Consider the following 16,347-nt stretch of genomic DNA (forward strand, 5'->3'; position numbering starts at 1 on the left):
CCAACACGTCCCGTGGGAGCCCCATTGTCACCCCGCACCCGGCCGGGGGAACCCCAACGGAGCTACCTCAAGCGGATGTTCGTCGGTACATGCGGATGTTTCGTCAGTAGATGCGGATGTCCGTAGTAGATGCGGATGTCCGTCAGTACGTGACGAAGACGCGGCGGGCCGGACCGTCCACCCGGACCCGGCCCCCGACGGGGATGACGATCTGCGGGTCGGTGTGCCCGAGGTCCACGTCGAAGACGGCCATGGTGGAAGGGGCGTACTCGGCGAGGGCCCGCAGGACCGCCTCGCGCTGCTCGCGGCGGTAGCGCTCGCGTTCCCCGGCCCCGTAGCGCTTCTCGAAGGACCAGCTCTTCGCCCGGCCCATCAGCAGGGCGGGGAACTGCCGGAGCAGTCCGCGCTCCCCCATGCCGCGCAAGATCCAGTAGACGTCCTGGGCGCGCGGCATGTCCTCCGAGGTCTCCAGGAAGAGCACCCCGCCGGCGTACTCCTCGACGGGCCGCACGCGGTCGGCCATCAGGAGCCAGGAGATGATCTCCAGGTTGCCGCCCCAGCTGTTGCCCTCGACCACCCGGTCGCCCTGGTGCCAGGTCCAGCCCGCGGCCGGCTCCAGTTCCGGTTCGGCGTCGAAGGTGCGGGGGTCGTCCCAGGGGCCGTTGACGTCGCCGCTGGCTTCGGCGGCGGTCAGCTCGTATTCGCCGGAGGTGAACAGTGCCGCCCGCAGGGACCTCTCCGTCAGCGGGTGCAGGGCGCCGGGCCGTCCGAGCTCGACCATCACGGAGCTCCCGTGGTACCCGACCAGCCCCAGGTCCCTCAGGTGCAGGAGCAGGTTGGTGTTGTCGCTGTAGCCGAAGAACGGCTTGGGGTGGGCGCGCAGGACGTCGGCGTCGAGGTGCGGGAGCAGCGTGATCTGGTCGTCGCCGCCGATGCTGGCGATCACCGCCTTGATGCTCGGGTCGGCGAAGGCCGCGTGCAGATCGGCGGCCCGCTGCTGGGGCGTCGCACCCATCTTCCGGGTCGTCGGGTACTCCACCGGCTCCAGTGCGAACTCCTCCCGGAGCCGGCGCAGCCCCAGTTCGTAGGGCTGCGGGAAGAGCTCGGGCAGGCCGGCGGAAGGGGAGAGCACCGCGACGCGGTCTCCGGGGCAGGGCTTGGCGGGGTAGCGGGGATCCGTCATCCGGTGATGATAGGAGCGGGACCGCCCCCGGCCGAAGCGGATTTCCGGGGCGCCCCCACGCCTCTCGGCGGATGCGGCGCCGTGATCGCATCGGGGGCACGACCACCGAGTTGATCCACGTCACCGGCGGAGGCGGCATCTCGGCCGAGAAGGCCGGGGACGGCCCCCCGCTCGTCCTGCTCCACGGAGCGGTCCACGACAGCCGCCTGTGGGACCGCGTCTTCGCCGCGCCGGCCCGGCACCACACCGTGGTGCGCTACGACGCCAGGGGCCACGGCCGCTCGACGCCTCCGACCGGGCCCTTCCGTTACGAGGACGACCTGCTGGCGGTCCTGGACCGGTTCGGCTTGCGGAGCGCGGGACTCGTCGGCTTGAGCATGGGCGGGGAGGTCGCGCTCGACTTCACCCTGGAACACCCCGAGCGGGTCCGGTCGCTGAAGCTGATCGCGGCGTCCGCCGGCGGGCACGAGTGGCCACGGGGCGCCGATCACTACCTGCCCTTGCGGACCCCCGGGCGACTCCTCGAACTCCTCCTCCCCCTCCCTGGGACTCCGTAACATTCCCTATCAGCCTGCATTAGCACTTCTTTGGGTAGGATTCGGAATCATGAGTGACGAAGGACGTGAGCTGTACTCGGTCGGCGAGGTCGCCGAGCTGCTCGGTCTGCACGTGAGGACGGTCCGGAACTACGTGCGCGACGGCCGGCTCAAGGCCGTCCGGATCGGCAAGCAGTACCGGATCAGCCGGGCGGACTTCGAGGCCCTGACGAGCCGCCCCGCCCCGGGCGCCGGGGAGCCCTCCCCCGCCGGGGAGGCGCCGCGGCGGCACGTGGAGGTGTCGAGCATCGTGCAGATCGACGCGATCGGCCCCGACGCGGCGAACCGGCTCGCGAACCTCGTCACGGCGAGCGCACAGTCCCCCCGGGCCGCTCCGGCGGCGCTGCGCGTCCAGACGGTCTACGACAAGGAGCGGGCCCGCATGAAGATCGTGATCCTCGGCGACGCCGCCACCACCGCCGATCTGCTGCACCTGATCGACGGGGTGCTCGGCCCCGGCAACGGCATGGGGAACCACCTGGACGACCGCGCGGAGCCGGTGCACCGTGGCTGACCTCCTCGTGGAACACCACGGCGTACCGGTCCTGGTCTGCTCCGCCGACGGCCCGACGGTCGCCACCGAGCAGGACGCGCTCGACCAGCTCATCGGCGGCGCCTTCTACCGGACCGACATCGTCGCCGTCCCGGTGGAACGGCTGGACGCCGGATTCTTCGACCTGCGCAGCGGGCTGGCCGGGGCGATCATGCAGAAGTTCGTGAACTACCGGGTCCGCCTGGTGGTCGTGGGTGATCTCTCTCACCACCTGAAGACCAGTGCGGCCCTGCGCGATCTCGTACGGGAGTCGAACGAGGGCCGCCACATCTGGTTCCTGCCCGATCTCGACGCCCTGGCCGCCCGGCTCGCCCCGGCCGGGGATTCCGCATCCGCGGAATCGTTCGGCGGATAAGCGTTATCGAAGTCCCCCTCGACGGTCTCCCAGGTATTGGGCATCATCGAGCGCCGGTACGGACAGGGACTTTTCTATGAGCACTCAGCACACGGCAGCGCTGGTCGCCGCGGCCCGCGCGGGCGATCCCCGCGCACAGGACGACCTGGTCAGCGCCTATTTGCCGCTGGTCTACAACATCGTCGGGCGGGCTCTGAACGGGTCCGTAGACGTGGACGACGTGGTCCAGGACACGATGCTGCGGGCACTCGACGGGCTGGGCGGCCTGCGCGACGACCACAGCTTCCGGTCCTGGCTGGTCGCGATCGCGATGAACCGGGTACGCGCCCACTGGCAGGCCCGCCGGAGCGCCCCGGGCGAAAGCGGCCTCGAAGCCGCCTGGGAGCTCGCCGATCCGGGCGCCGACTTCGTGGACCTGACCGTCGTACGGCTCCAGCTGGAGGGTCAGCGGCGCGAGACGGCCCGTGCGACGCGCTGGCTGGAGCCCGACGACCGGGCGCTGCTGTCCCTGTGGTGGCTGGAGTGCGCCGGGGAGCTGACGCGCGCGGAGATGGCGCAGGCACTGGAGCTGTCCCCGCAGCACACGGCGGTACGGGTGCAGCGGATGAAGGCGCAGCTGGAGGCGGCCCGCGTGGTGGAGCGGGCGCTGGACGCCCAGCCGCCCTGCGAGGACCTGCGGGCGATGGCCGCGAGCTGGGACGGCCTGCCCTCGGCGCTGTGGCGCAAGCGAATAGCCCGGCACGCCCGCGAGTGCCTGCGGTGCGGCGGGCTGTGGAACGGCCTGGTCCCGGCCGAAGGACTGCTGGCCGGGCTGGCGCTGCTGCCGGTCTCGGCGGCGCTGCTCGCGGGCGTACGGGCCGCCCTGGACTCCGGCTTCGCCTCCGCGGGCCTGGCCACGACCGCTTCGGCTCCGGCTCCGGCTCCGGCGTACGGAACGGCCGGGGACGCGGCCGCGGCCGGGGACGGCGGCGGGAACGCGGGCGAACCGCAGTTCGCCGTCACGGGCGGCCCCGGGGACGGGCGCGCCTCGCTGCGCAAGCGGCGGCGCACCCGCGGCCGGCGCCGGGTGATCGGCGGAGCGGTGCTCGCCGCCTGTGTCGTGGGAGGCGGGCTGACCTACCTCGGCACCCGGCCCGGCACCGGCTCCGGCACCGGCTCCGTCGAGGCGCCCGCGGCCGCGCTCGTGGCACCGGAATCGGGGACCGCGCTGCCCCCGGAGGCGGCCTCCCCCACCCCGAGCCCCTCGGTGTCCGCCTCCGCGAGCACCTCGCCGAGCCCCAGCCCGAGCGCGAGCCCCAGCCCGACGCCGACGCCGAGTCCGACCCCGACGCCCACCCCGAAGCCCAGCCCGAAGTCCACCCCGCCGAAGAAGCCCGCTCCCGCCCCGCCGGGCGGCAGCACCGCCGCCCAGGTGATATCCCTGGTCAACTCCGAGCGCGCGAAGGCCGGCTGCGGGCCGCTCAAGGAGAACGCGCAGCTGCGTACGGCCGCCCAGGGGCACTCCGACGACATGGCGCGGCGGGACTTCTTCTCGCACACCAACCCGGACGGCGCGGACCCGGGCAAGCGGACCACCGCCGCCGGGTACCGCTGGTCGACCTACGGGGAGAACATCGCGAGGGGCCAGCGGACGGCGGCCCAGGTGATGGATTCCTGGATGAACAGCCAGGGCCACCGCGAGAACATCCTCAACTGCGCCTTCAAGGACATCGGTGTGGGCATCCACCAGGGCTCCGGCGGCCCGTGGTGGACGCAGAACTTCGGTGCCCGGATGTAGGAACTCCCGGCCCGCATCCCGGCCCGCATCCCGGCCCGCGTCCCGGTCCGCGTCCCGGTCCGCTCCCGCTCCGCCGCGCTCCACCACACCCCGCCCGCGCGATCTGCCCGCAATGATTCAAAATGGGGGCAAGATAGGAGCTGGAAGCAAACCGGCAGATCACGCCGGGAGATCACGGTGGAGGTGGAGCGCATCAGCAGGCAGAAGCTCCGTCCGCACCAGCGCGAGGCCGTCGACGCCGCCGTGCGGGCGCTGGAACAGCCCGCCGGTCGCAGGGTCCCACGGACCGGGCTCCGTACGCAGGTCATCATGGCGACGGGCTCCGGCAAGTCGCTGGTCGCCGTGCACACGGCCGAGGAACTGCGGGCCGGCCGGGTGCTGGTGCTGGTCCCCTCGCTGGACCTCCTCGTGCAGACCGCGGCGGCCTGGCGCGAGGGCGGCCGGACCGGCCGCGCCTTCGCCGTGTGCTCGCTGCGCGGCGAGGACGCGGGGGTGCCCACCACCACCGACCCGGCCGAACTGGCCGGCTGGGCGGGCCCGCCCGTCGACCGGGTGACGGTGTACGCCACGTACGCCTCGCTCGGCCTGGGCACCATCGAACGCGCGCACCACGAGGGCCTGCCCGGCTGGGACCTGATCGTGGTCGACGAGGCGCACCGGACCTCGGGGCGCATCGGCAAGCCCTGGGCGGTGGTGCACGACAACGTCCGGATCCCCTCGGTCCGCCGCCTGTACATGACGGCCACGCCCCGGGTCTGGCAGGACGGCGAGGATTCCGGGCCCGCCGGGAGCGAGGCGTACGCCGGGAGCGAGGGGACCGCCGGGAGCGAGGAGTACGCCGAGGGCTCCGGCCGGCCGGAGGGCGTGCGCGGCCGCGGCGACCTGGTGGCCTCCATGGAGGACGATCCGGACGGGCCGTTCGGCGCGCGCTGCTACACCCTGACCCTCTCGGAGGCCGTCGACCGGGGCATCTGCGCGCCCTACCGGGTGGTCTGCGTGGATGTCACCGATCCGGAGTTCCAGGCGGCCGTCCTGCTCGGCCCGGACGGGCGCTCCGACGCCGTGCGCGGGGTACGGCTCGCGGCGCTCCAGACGGCGCTGGTGACGGCGGCCGTGAAACAGGGGTTCCGGCGCACCCTGGTCTTCCACCACCTGACCAAGGAGGCCGAGGCCTTCGCGGCCGGTCTGCCGGCGGTCGCCGCCCGGCTGCGCGGCACGAGTTGGGCCCCGCGGCCGGTGTACCCCCGTACCGTCTGGGCGGACTGGCTGTGCGGGCAGCACACGGCGGCGCACCGGCGCCGGGTGCTGGCCGCCTTCGCGGACGACCGGGTCGCGGACAAGGCCTTCCTCGGCAGCGTCCGGGTGCTGGGCGAGGGCGTGGACACCAAGGAGTGCGACTCGGTCTTCTGGGCCGACGTACGGGGTTCCATGCCCGACCTGGTGCAGGCCGTCGGCCGGGCGCTGCGCATCCGGCCCGGGGAGGGCAAGGTCGCCTCCCTGGTGGTGCCGGTGCTGCTGGGGCCCGGCGAGTCCCCCGAGACGATGCTGACCTCACGGGCGTACGGGGACCTCGCACGGCTGCTGGAGGCGCTACGGGCCCACGACACCCGGCTCGTCGAGTCCCTGGCGCAGCCCCAGGCCCCGAGCCGGCGCGCGGCTGCGGGCGCGGCGGAGTCCGTGGGCGGCTCCGGGCTGCGCGGCGGCGCGCAGTCCCTGCTGAGCTTCTCCACCCCCCGCGACCCGGCGCTGCTGGCCGCCTTCGTCCGGCTGCGCGTCCTGCACCCGGAACACGAGCACTGGCGGCGCGGGGTGGAGGCCGCCCGGATCTACGCCGGGCGCGCGGGGGACCTCAAGGTGCCGTTCGCGTTCAAGGTGCCCGAAGGGGCGGAGCCGGACGCGGCCGCCCCCGGGGACCAGGGAGCCGCGGCCGCGTGGCCGCCGGGGCTGGCCCGGTTCCCGCTCGGCCAGTGGATCGCGGACGCCCGGCGCACGTACCGCCGCGGGGCGCTCGGCCGCCGCCGGGTGGCGCAGCTCGACGAACTGGGCATGGTGTGGAGCCACTTCGACGTGGCGTTCGAGGAGGGGCTAGCGGCGGCGAGCGGCTGGGCGGCCGAGCACGGTCACCTGCTGCCTCCCGTGGACGCCACCTGGCGCGGCGCCCCGGTCGGGGTCTGGGTCAAGAACCAGCGGGCGGCGGCCCGCCGGGAGGGCCCGGGGGCCCTGTCGGAGGAGCGCCGGGAGGCCTTGGAGGCCGTCGACGCCTCCTGGTGTCCGGCCTGGGAGATCTCCTGGCAGCGGGCCTTCCACCTGACCCGGGTCCACCTGGACGCGGGCGGCCGGCTCCCGGCGCGCCCCGGGGAGGCCGTGGTCCAGGGCGAGGACCTCGGCGTGTGGCTGCGCGGGCAGCGGGCGTCCTGGGAGCGTCTGGCCTGGGCCCAGCGCTGGCTGCTGGAGCACACCCTCGGGGTGACCCCGGCCGAGGGCGCGGACCGGCCGAAGCCCCGGGTCGCGCACGCGGACGCGTGGGCCGCGCACTTGGAGGCGGCCCGGCGGTTCCACGAGCGCGAGCGGCACCTGCGGGTGCCCCGTACGCACGTGGAGCGGGTCGGCGACCGGGACCTGCGCCTCGGTTCCTGGATCGCCAACCAGCGCTCCCGCGCCGCGGCCCTCACCCCGGAGCGGACGGCCGCGCTGACGGAGCTGGGGATGCGCTGGTCGGCGTCCTGAGGGCCGGGCGGTGCCCGGCTGGGCTCAGTGGTGGAAGCCCGACCGGGGCGGCGCCGCGGGCACCGGCTGCGGGTGTGCGACCAGGTGTTCCACGGCGCCCCGCAGGTCGGCGACGAGCAGCGCGATCTGGTCCCGGGTCACCCCGTGCCGGATCAGCACCCGCTGGATGACCGTGTCGTCGCGTTCGGCGGGCAGGGGGTACGAGGGCACCTGCCAGCCGCGCATCCGGAGCCGGTCGGAGAGGTCGTAGAGGGTGAAGCCCGCTCCCTCCGGGTCGGTGAGCCGGTAGGAGACGGCGGGCAGCGCGCCCTGGCCGTCGTAGAGGAGGGTGAAGGGGCCGATGGTCTCGATCTCCCGGGCCAGGTACTGGGCGGTGTCGGCGCAGGCCTGCTGGACCCGACGGTAGCCGCCCCGGCCCAGCCGCAGGAACAGGTAGTACTGGGCGATGATTTCGCCGCCCGGCCGGGAGAAGTTCAGGGCGAAGGTGGGCATGTCCCCGCCGAGGTAGTCCACGGAGAAGACCAGGTCGGCCGGGAGCAGTTCGGCGGTGCGCCAGACGATCCAGCCGACGCCCAGCGGTGCGAGGCCGTACTTGTGCCCGGAGGTGTTGACGGAGGCCACCCGCGGCAGCCGGAAGTCCCAGACCACGTCGGGGTGGAGGAAGGGGGCCACGAAGCCGCCGCTGGCGGCGTCCACGTGGATCGGCACGTCCCAGCCGTGCTCGGCCTGGATCCGGTCGAGTTCGGCGGCGATCTCGGCGACGGGCTCGTAGACGCAGGTGTAGGTGACCCCGAGGATGGCGACGACGCCGATGGTGTTCTCGTCTACGTTCGCGGCGAGCTGCTCGGGGCTCAGGCCGGTGGCTCCGGGCAGCAGGGGGAGCTGGCGGAGCTCGACGTCGAAATACCGTGCGAACTTCTCCCAGCAGACCTGGACCGGCCCGCACACCAGGTTCGGCCGGTCGGTGGGCAGGCCGGCGGCGCGGCGGCGCTCGCGCCAGCGCCACTTGAGGGCGAGGCCGCCGAGCATGGCGGCCTCGCTGGAGCCGGTGGTGGAGCAGCCGGTGCCGGTCGTGCCGGCGGGGGCGTTCCACAGGTCGGCCAGGATGTTGACGCAGCGGGCCTCGATCTCGGCCGTCTGCGGGTACTCGTCCTTGTCGATCATGTTCTTGTCGAGGCACTCGTTCATCAGCCGGTGGACCCCGTCGTCCGACCAGGTGGTGCAGAAGGTGGCCAGGTTCTGGGCGGCGTTGCCGTCGAGGAGCAGCTCGTTGTGGAGGAGCTGGTACACCACCTCGGAGGGCGAGTGGTCTTCGGGCATCCGGTACTTGGGGAGGATCTCGCCACTGAGGGTGGACGCGAACACGTCCGTCTCGGCGTCGCGGGCACGCAGGTCCTTCGTCTCGTGGAGAGCCATATCGGGACTATAACGGGATGGAACGGGACAGATCATCCTGAAGTGGTCTTCAGGATGCTTCAGGGAGGGTTCAGGAGGGCCCTTGAGAGTGGAGTCATCACCAGCCGGTGAGACAGCCGCTCGGGAGGGCCCCATGAACGCCCGTACGACCGTCACCGCGAACACCCCGGGCAGCGCCACCGCCCGCCGGCGCCGGAGGCGGCCCCGGCCGAACGGGGCGGCCCGAAGACCTCCCGCGCCCGGGCCATGGCGACCGCCGAGAAGTCGGCGCCCGGCGGCAGGATCACGGACGTGGAGCTGGAGACCGAGGACGGCACCCAGGTCCGGGAGATCGACGTCATGACCGCCGAGCCGCGCGTGCACCACCGGGCTCGGGCCGGCCATCGCGCGGGACATCGCGGCGGCGCACGGGGCAGGCTGGGCGCCGGACCGGGCCCGGGAGGGCGGTTCACACTGCGGCTTCCGGCCGACTCCGCGGTGTGACCCCTCCCATAGCCACCCCGTGCGACCGGAGGATTTCCTGTCCGTTAAGCTTTTTCACACAGGTCTTCCCGTCCGGGTGGTTGGAGCCAGTCCGGACGGGAAGATCATCCAACTAGTTCGACGGGCAACTTATCCGCGCATGTCCAGATAGCGGCCCTGTGTTCTCCGCGCCCTGATACCTCTTCGGGCCATGAACAAGATCACCCGCCGACAGGCCTTGAGCGCCACCGCCGGCGCACTCACCGCCCTCGGCCTCGCAGGCGCCACCGCGCACGCCGCCGTCACCGGATCCCGAACCGCCGCCCCGACCACCCCCGCGGGCACCGTCGACGAGGTCTACCAGGGCCGCCGCATACGGATCGTCCCCGCCTCGGGCGGGGGGAACGACCACGGGGGCCACCACGGCGGCCACCAGTCCCCCGGTCAGCCGACCGTCCTCATAGACGGCCGCGAACTGCACGTGATGCGGAACGCCGACGGCAGCTGGATCAGCGTGATCAACCACTACGAGACCTTCTCCGGCCCGCTCCCGCTCGCCCGCGCCGCCGTGCGCGAGCTCCAGGGCGCCACCCTCGTCCCGATGGGCGGCATGTGATGACCATCCGCAAGAACCAGGCCGCGCTCACCCCCGAGGAGAAGCGGGCGTTCACCGCGGCGCTCCTCGAACTGAAGCGCACCGGCCGCTACGACCGTTTCGTCACCACGCACAACGGCTTCATCATGAGCGACACCGACTCCGGCGACCGGGTCGGCCACCGCTCCCCCTCCTTCCTGCCCTGGCACCGCCGGTTTCTGCTGGAGTTCGAGGCGGCGCTGCAGGCGGTGGATCCGTCGGTGGCCCTGCCCTACTGGGACTGGACGGCCGACCGGACCGCCCGCTCCTCCCTCTGGGCCGCCGACTTCCTCGGCGGTACCGGCCGGGCCCGGGACGGGCAGGTGCTCGACGGACCGTTCGCGTACGCGGCGGGCAAGTGGGAGATAGCCGTACGGGTGGACGGGCGCTCCTACCTGCGCCGCGCGCTCGGCACCGGGGTGGCCCAGCTGCCGACCAGGGCCGAGGTGGACGCCGTCCTCGCGATGCCGGTCTACGACGCGGCGCCCTGGAACAGCTCCTCCGGCGGCTTCCGCAACAACCTGGAGGGCTGGCGCGGGGCCAACCTGCACAACCGGGTGCACGTGTGGGTGGGCGGCCAGATGGCCACCGGGGTCTCCCCCAACGACCCGGTGTTCTGGATGCACCACGCCTTCATCGACAAGCTGTGGGCCGACTGGCAGGCGCTGCACCCGCAGTCGGCGTACCTGCCCGCCGCCGGCACCCCGAACGTCGTGGACCTGCACGACACCATGCGGCCGTGGAACGACGTGACCCCGGCCGACATGCTGGACCACCGCAAGTTCTACACCTTCGACACCGAGCCGGTGCCCGCGCCGGCCGGGGCCGCCGCCAGCCAGCGGTAGTGCAGTTCGGGGCGGCCGACCTGGCCGTACCGGGGGGTGCGGTCCGCGCGGCCGGTGTCCACCAGGTGCTCCAGGTACCGGCGGGCGGTGATCCGGGAGATCCCGGCCGCCTCGGCCGTCCCGCCCGCGGTCAGCCCCTCGGGGGCCGCCCGCAGCAGCGCGGCGACCCGGTCCAGGGTCGGGCCGCCGATCCCCTTGGGGAGTTCGGCCGGCCGGGGCGAGCGAAGGGCCGCCATCGCGCGGTCCACATCGTCCTGGCCGGCCGCCTCGCCCGCCGCCGTCGCGCGGAACTCGGCGTAGCGCAGGAGCCGTTCGCGCAGGGTGGGGAAGGCGAAGGGCTTCAGTACGTACTGCACCACCCCGAGCGAGACGCTCTCGCGGACCACCCCCAGGTCCCGCGCCGAGGTCACCACGATCACGTCGGCGGGGTGGCCCGCGGCCCGCAGCCCGCGCGCGAAGCGCAGCCCGTGCCCGTCGGGCAGGGTCAGGTCGAGCAGCAGCAGGTCGATCCGGGTCCGCTCCAGGACACGGGTGGCCTCGGCGAGGGAGTGGACGACCGCGACGGCGGTGAAGCCGGGCACCCTCCCGACGTACAGTGCGTGCGCGTCGGCGGCCACCGGATCGTCCTCGACGACGAGGACCCGCACCTCGGGCGTGCTCATGCGTCCACCTCCCCGCGCGCCGGCAGCCGTACGGTGAACCGCGCACCTCCGCCGGGCAGTTGATCGGCGTCCGCGCTCCCGCCGTGCCGGTGGGCCACCTGGCGCACCAGCGCGAGGCCCAGGCCCCGCCCCTCACCCTTGCCCGACCAGCCGCGCCGGAACACGTCGGCGCCCTCGGGAAGTCCGGGCCCGTTGTCGGCCACGCCGATCAGCACCCCGCGTCCGTGGGGGCCGGCCGGGCCGTCGGGGCGGATGGTGACCGAGATCCGGCCGCCGGGCACGCCGGTGAGGGCGTCGACGGCGTTGTCGACGAGGTTCCCGAGGACGGTGACGAGGTCGCGCGCGGGCGGGCCGCCGGGCCCGTCGCCGATGGCTCCGCTGTCCGGGGTGACGACCAGCTCGACCCCGCGTTCGTGGGCCTGCGCGGCCTTGCCGAGCAGCAGGGCGACGAGCACCGGCTCGCCGACGGCGGCGATCACCTCGTCGGTCAGGGCCTGGGCGAGGGACAGTTCGGCGGTGGCGAAGTCCACCGCTTCCCGGCTGCGGCCGAGTTCGATGAGGGAGACCACGGTGTGCAGCCGGTTGGCCGCCTCGTGGGCCTGCGCGCGCAGCGCCCGGGTGAATCCGCGTTCCTGATCCAGCTCCCCCGTCAGCGACAGCAGTTCGGTGTGGTCGCGCAGGGTGATCACGGTGCCGCGACGGCCGCCGCCGGCGACGGGCGCACTGTTGAGCACGAGGACCCGGTCCGCGGTCAGGTGCACCTCGTCCACCCGGGGCCGGTCGGCGAGCAGGGCCCCGGTGAGCGGGACGGGCAGGCCCAGATCGGCCACCCCGGTCCCCTTGATCTCCCCGCGGAGGCCCAGGAGTTCGCGGCCCGCGTCGTTGACGAGGGTGATCCGGCGCCGGCCGTCGAGCATCAGCAGTCCTTCACGGACCCCGTGCAGGGCGGCCTGGTGGTAGTCGTACATCCGGCTCAGCTCGTCGGCGTTCATCCCGTGGGTGTGACGGCGCAGCCGGGCGTTGATGACGTAGGTGCCCGCCCCGCCGAGGGCGAGGGCCCCGCCGGCCACCCAGGCGAGGGCGGAGAGCCGCGCGGCGAGCCGGGCGCTGACCGCGCGGACGGTGATGCCGGCGGCGACCATGCCGGTGACCCGGCCGCCGTCGGTGATCGGGGTGACCACCCGGAGCGAGGGGCCGAGGGTGCCGGTGTAGGTCTCGCTGAAGGTCTCGCCCCGCAGGGCGGGGGCGGTGTTGCCGAGGAAGCGTTCGCCGATGCGCATCGGGTCGGGATGGGTCCAGCGCCGTCCGTCCGGAGCCATGATCGTCACGAAGTCCACCCCCGCGTCCACGCGGACCCGCTCCGCGTAGGGCTGCAGGGCCTCGCGACCGTTCCCCCGCGCCGCGTCCCGGACCGACGGGGAGTCGGCGACCGCGCGGGCCACCGCTCCGGCCTGGCGCCGGGCGGCCTCCTCCGCCTGGTCGCGGGCGGTCGCGTAAGCGAAGACGGCGCAGCCGGCGACGACCGCGGCGACGAGCACCACCTGCATGGCGAAGAGCTGGCCGGCGAGGCTGCGCGGCGGCCGGGGGAAGCGGAACATGGCGCTCAGTGTGCACCCGGGCGTGAACTCAATGAACGCAAGGGTGACCGGGGTCACAGCGGCGGGCGATGGTCCTCCCGGGACGCCTTCGCCATCGGGGAGGCGAGGGCACTACCGGGAGGCATCGTGGCCGCCAGGCGCGACAAGACGCATTATCTGTACATCGCGGTGATCGGCGCGGTGCTGCTCGGCATCGCCGTCGGCTTCGCCGCACCCGGCACGGCCGTGGAGCTCAAGCCGCTGGGCACCGGGTTCGTCAACCTCATCAAAATGATGATCTCGCCCGTCATCTTCTGCACGATCGTGCTAGGCATCGGCTCGGTGCGCAAGGCCGCCAAGGTCGGCGCGGTGGGCGGGCTGGCGCTCGGCTACTTCATGGTGATGTCCACGGTGGCGCTGGCCATCGGACTGCTCGTGGGCAACCTGCTGGATCCGGGCAGCGGGCTGCACCTGACCGAGGCGGCCCGCAGCGCGGGCGAGGCGCAGGCGAAGGCGGGCGGAGCGGAGAGCACGCCCGAGTTCCTGCTGGGGATCATCCCGACGACACTGGTGTCGGCCTTCACCGGGGGCGAGGTGCTCCAGACGCTGCTGGTGGCGCTGCTGTGCGGGTTCGCGCTGCAGGCCATGGGCGCGGCGGGCGAACCGGTGCTGCGCGGGATCGGGCACGTGCAGAAGCTGGTGTTCCGGGTGCTCGCGATGATCATGTGGGCGGCGCCGGTGGGCGCCTTCGGCGCGATCGCGGCGGTGGTCGGGGCGACCGGAATGGACGCCCTGAAGTCCCTCGCGGTCATCATGATCGGGTTCTACACCACCTGCCTGCTCTTCGTCTTCGTGGTCCTGGGCACACTGCTGCGGCTGTGTACGGGGATCAGCGTCTTCGCCCTGCTGCGCTACCTGGGCCGGGAGTTCCTGCTGATCCTGTCCACCTCCTCCTCGGAGTCGGCGCTGCCCCGGCTGATCGCGAAGATGGAACACGTGGGCGTCTCGCGGCCGGTGGCCGGCATCACGGTCCCGACCGGCTACTCCTTCAACCTGGACGGGACCGCGATCTATCTGACGATGTCCTCGCTCTTCGTCGCGGAGGCGATGGGCAAGCCCCTGGCCCTGGGGGAGCAGATCTCCCTGCTGCTGTTCATGATCGTGGCCTCGAAGGGTGCGGCCGGGGTCACCGGCGCGGGACTGGCCACGCTCGCCGGAGGACTGCAGTCGCACCGGCCTGAACTTGTCGACGGGGTCGGCCTGATCGTGGGCATCGACCGGTTCATGAGCGAGGCGAGGGCGCTGACGAACTTCGCCGGAAACGCGATCGCCACCGTGCTGATCGGCACCTGGACGAAGGAGTTCGACCGGGCCCGGGCCACCGAAGTCCTGGCGGGACGACTGCCGTTCGACGAGAGCACGCTCACCGACGACGGACACGAGCAGGCCACGGTCCTGCCCGCCCAGCCGGACGGCGCCAAGGACGGCGTCCCCGCCTGACGGGGACGCTCCACGGACCGGCCGGGCCGGGCTCGCCCCCACGGTGCCCAGCCCGGCCGGTACCGACACCTCGGGCGATAGTCCTTTTCCAGCCAAGATCAGATCAACCGTCTAGCTGTAAAAGGTACTTCCATATCGGGGCACGCTTCTGACATCTTGCGTCCACCACTCGTTTCGTACGGCCCGGTAGGTGCCACCCGCACCGCAGGGCCGTCTTCGGAGGACGCATTGATACCCCACATATCCAGCCGACCTCGACGCACCCTCGTACTGGCGGCCGCCCTGGCCGCCCTGGCCTTCGGGGCCCCGGCCGCGCTCGCCGGGACGGCGCCCGTCTCTCCGGCGGGCGTCCCCGGCACCTCCGCCCCCGCCCCCGCCAAGGCCCAGGCCCCGGCGCCGACTTCCCAGAGTGCGACCTGGGCTGCCGGCACCCGCGCCTACGTGGTGATCACCGCCGCCGGTGACAGCTCCGCGGTCCGTTCGGCCGTCACGGCGAACGGCGGCACGGTCTTCTCGTACTACGACCAGATCGGCGTGATCGTCGCCCACTCGACCTCCTCGACCTTCGCCGCCACCATGCGCGGCGTCAGCGGGGTCCAGAAGGTCGGTGCGACGCGCACCTCGGACGTACCGGCCGACGCCTACAACCCGGCGCTGCCCGCCAACCCGTCCCAGTCGACGACCCCCGCCGGCGAGCCGCTGCGCGCCGACATGACCCAGATCAAGGCCGACCAGGCCTGGGCCGTGACCACCGGCTCGGCTTCCGTCAAGGTCGGCATCCTGGACACCGGCGTGGACGACCAGCACCAGGACCTGGCGCCGAACTTCAACGCCGCGGACTCCGCCTCCTGCGCCTACGGCAAGCCGGACACCAGGGCCGGAGCCTGGCGCGACGTGGGCACCCACGGCACGCACGTCGCCGGCTCCGTCGCCGCCGCCAAGAACGGCAAGGGCGTCGTCGGCGTGGCCCCGGGCGTGAAGATCTCCTCGGTCCGCGTGGCCGAGCCGGGGACCTCACTGTTCTTCGCGGAGAACACCATCTGCGCCTTCGTGTGGTCCGGCGACCACGGGTTCAAGGTCACCAACAACAGCTATTACACGGACCCGTGGCAGTTCAACTGCCCGGACAACATCGACCAGGCCGCGATCATCGAGGGCGTCAAGCGCGCCCAGGAGTACGCGGAGAGCAAGGGCTCGCTCCAGGTCGCCGCGGCGGGCAACGAGAACTACGACCTCGCCAACAAGACCACCGACTCGGCGAGCCCCAACGACTCGACGCCGACCACCCGGACCATCACCAACGCCTGCCTCGACATCCCGACCGAGCTCCCGGGCGTGGTCACGGTCGCGGCCAACGGCACCGGAACCACCAAGGCCTCGTTCTCCAACTTCGGCCAGGGCGTCATCGACGTCGCGGCGCCGGGCAGCAACGTCTACTCCACCGTGCCGGGCGGCGGTTACAGCTCCATGAGCGGTACGTCGATGGCCTCCCCGCACGTCGCGGGCGTCGCGGCGCTCATCGCCAGCGCCAACCCGACCTTCACCCCGGCGCAGATCCGCACCGCGCTGGCCACCCAGGCCAACGACACCGCCTGCCCGTCGGACAGCCGCTGCAAGGGCACCACGGCCAACAACGGGTTCTTCGGAGAGGGCCAGGTCGACGCGCTGAAGGCGGTCGGCGGCTCGACCCCGCCGCCCGGCAAGTACTTCGAGAACCTCACCGACGTCGCGATCACCGACAACGCGACCGTGAACAGTGCCATCACCGTCAGCGGAGTGACCGGCAACGCGCCGGCCACCCTCAAAGTGGGCGTGGACATCAAGCACACCTACATCGGTGACCTCAAGGTCGACCTCGTGGCTCCGGACGGCTCCGTCTACGTCCTGAGCAACCGGACCGGCGGCAGCGCGGACAACATCGTCCAGACCTTCACCGTCAACGCCTCCTCCGAGGTCGCCAACGGGGTGTGGACGCTGCGCGTGAACGACAACGCCAGCCAGGACACAGGCAAGATCGACGCCTGGAACCTGACCTTCTGATCTGCTGACCTTCTGATCTG

Annotated in this window: 14 protein-coding genes; 10 read left to right on the top strand and 4 right to left on the bottom strand. The window is 72.8% G+C overall.

The window, feature by feature from the left end; all coding sequences use genetic code 11:
- Positions 1-142: 142 nt before the first annotated feature.
- Positions 143-1,183, bottom strand: a complete 1,041-nt coding sequence (locus ACIQV3_RS34650; protein WP_403719597.1) for a S66 peptidase family protein — start codon at positions 1,181-1,183, stop codon at positions 143-145.
- 71 nt (positions 1,184-1,254) lie between these two features.
- Between ACIQV3_RS34650 and ACIQV3_RS34655 the strand changes: the two genes are divergently transcribed.
- The 5 genes from ACIQV3_RS34655 (at position 1,255) to ACIQV3_RS34675 (ending at position 7,191) form a co-directional block, all read left to right on the top strand.
- Positions 1,255-1,740 carry an alpha/beta fold hydrolase gene (locus tag ACIQV3_RS34655; protein ID WP_403719599.1) on the top strand — a complete coding sequence of 162 codons (486 nt, stop codon included), beginning with the start codon at positions 1,255-1,257 and terminating at the stop codon, positions 1,738-1,740.
- 49 nt (positions 1,741-1,789) lie between these two features.
- Positions 1,790-2,293 carry a helix-turn-helix domain-containing protein gene (locus ACIQV3_RS34660; protein WP_403719600.1) on the top strand — a complete coding sequence of 168 codons (504 nt, stop codon included), beginning with the start codon at positions 1,790-1,792 and terminating at the stop codon, positions 2,291-2,293.
- Positions 2,286-2,687, top strand: coding sequence for a DUF4180 domain-containing protein (locus ACIQV3_RS34665; RefSeq protein ID WP_403719602.1), 402 nt, complete (start codon positions 2,286-2,288; stop codon positions 2,685-2,687). Before ACIQV3_RS34660 ends, ACIQV3_RS34665 begins: the two co-directional genes overlap by 8 nt.
- Positions 2,688-2,763: 76 nt before the next feature.
- Positions 2,764-4,464 carry a sigma-70 family RNA polymerase sigma factor gene (locus tag ACIQV3_RS34670; RefSeq protein ID WP_403719604.1) on the top strand — a complete coding sequence of 567 codons (1,701 nt, stop codon included), beginning with the start codon at positions 2,764-2,766 and terminating at the stop codon, positions 4,462-4,464.
- A 177-nt stretch (positions 4,465-4,641) separates the two neighbouring features.
- On the top strand, positions 4,642-7,191 hold the full coding sequence (locus ACIQV3_RS34675; protein WP_403719605.1) for a Helicase associated domain protein: 2,550 nt from the start codon (positions 4,642-4,644) through the stop codon (positions 7,189-7,191).
- A gap of 24 nt (positions 7,192-7,215) precedes the next feature.
- Here the strand turns inward: ACIQV3_RS34675 and ACIQV3_RS34680 are convergent, their stop codons facing one another.
- Positions 7,216-8,607: a glutamate decarboxylase gene (locus ACIQV3_RS34680; protein ID WP_403719607.1), complete on the bottom strand. Its 1,392-nt coding sequence runs from the start codon at positions 8,605-8,607 to the stop codon at positions 7,216-7,218.
- A 246-nt stretch (positions 8,608-8,853) separates the two neighbouring features.
- Between ACIQV3_RS34680 and ACIQV3_RS34685 the strand changes: the two genes are divergently transcribed.
- From ACIQV3_RS34685 to ACIQV3_RS34695, 3 genes are all read left to right on the top strand, one after another.
- Entirely contained in the window at positions 8,854-9,090 is a 237-nt protein-coding gene (locus tag ACIQV3_RS34685) for a hypothetical protein (protein WP_403719610.1), read from the top strand.
- Between the two features lie 190 nt (positions 9,091-9,280).
- Positions 9,281-9,685 carry a tyrosinase cofactor gene (locus tag ACIQV3_RS34690; protein WP_403719612.1) on the top strand — a complete coding sequence of 135 codons (405 nt, stop codon included), beginning with the start codon at positions 9,281-9,283 and terminating at the stop codon, positions 9,683-9,685.
- Positions 9,685-10,548: a tyrosinase family protein gene (locus tag ACIQV3_RS34695; RefSeq protein WP_403719614.1), complete on the top strand. Its 864-nt coding sequence runs from the start codon at positions 9,685-9,687 to the stop codon at positions 10,546-10,548. Before ACIQV3_RS34690 ends, ACIQV3_RS34695 begins: the two co-directional genes overlap by 1 nt.
- Here ACIQV3_RS34695 and ACIQV3_RS34700 read toward each other — a convergent pair.
- Positions 10,488-11,210: a response regulator gene (locus ACIQV3_RS34700; protein ID WP_243332215.1), complete on the bottom strand. Its 723-nt coding sequence runs from the start codon at positions 11,208-11,210 to the stop codon at positions 10,488-10,490. The genes ACIQV3_RS34695 and ACIQV3_RS34700 overlap by 61 nt on opposite strands.
- Positions 11,207-12,808: an ATP-binding protein gene (locus ACIQV3_RS34705; RefSeq protein WP_403719616.1), complete on the bottom strand. Its 1,602-nt coding sequence runs from the start codon at positions 12,806-12,808 to the stop codon at positions 11,207-11,209. Before ACIQV3_RS34705 ends, ACIQV3_RS34700 begins: the two co-directional genes overlap by 4 nt.
- Before the next feature lie 126 nt (positions 12,809-12,934).
- On the opposite strand from ACIQV3_RS34705, the gene ACIQV3_RS34710 reads away from it, so the two are divergent.
- Positions 12,935-14,287: a cation:dicarboxylate symporter family transporter gene (locus ACIQV3_RS34710; RefSeq protein ID WP_403719618.1), complete on the top strand. Its 1,353-nt coding sequence runs from the start codon at positions 12,935-12,937 to the stop codon at positions 14,285-14,287.
- Between the two features lie 228 nt (positions 14,288-14,515).
- Complete coding sequence (locus ACIQV3_RS34715; RefSeq protein ID WP_403719620.1) at positions 14,516-16,327, top strand: S8 family peptidase; 1,812 nt, start codon at positions 14,516-14,518, stop codon at positions 16,325-16,327.
- The last annotated feature ends 20 nt before the right edge of the window (positions 16,328-16,347 follow it).

Source organism: Streptomyces sp. NPDC099050 (assembly GCF_044759865.1).
Classification (GTDB): domain Bacteria; phylum Actinomycetota; class Actinomycetes; order Streptomycetales; family Streptomycetaceae; genus Streptomyces.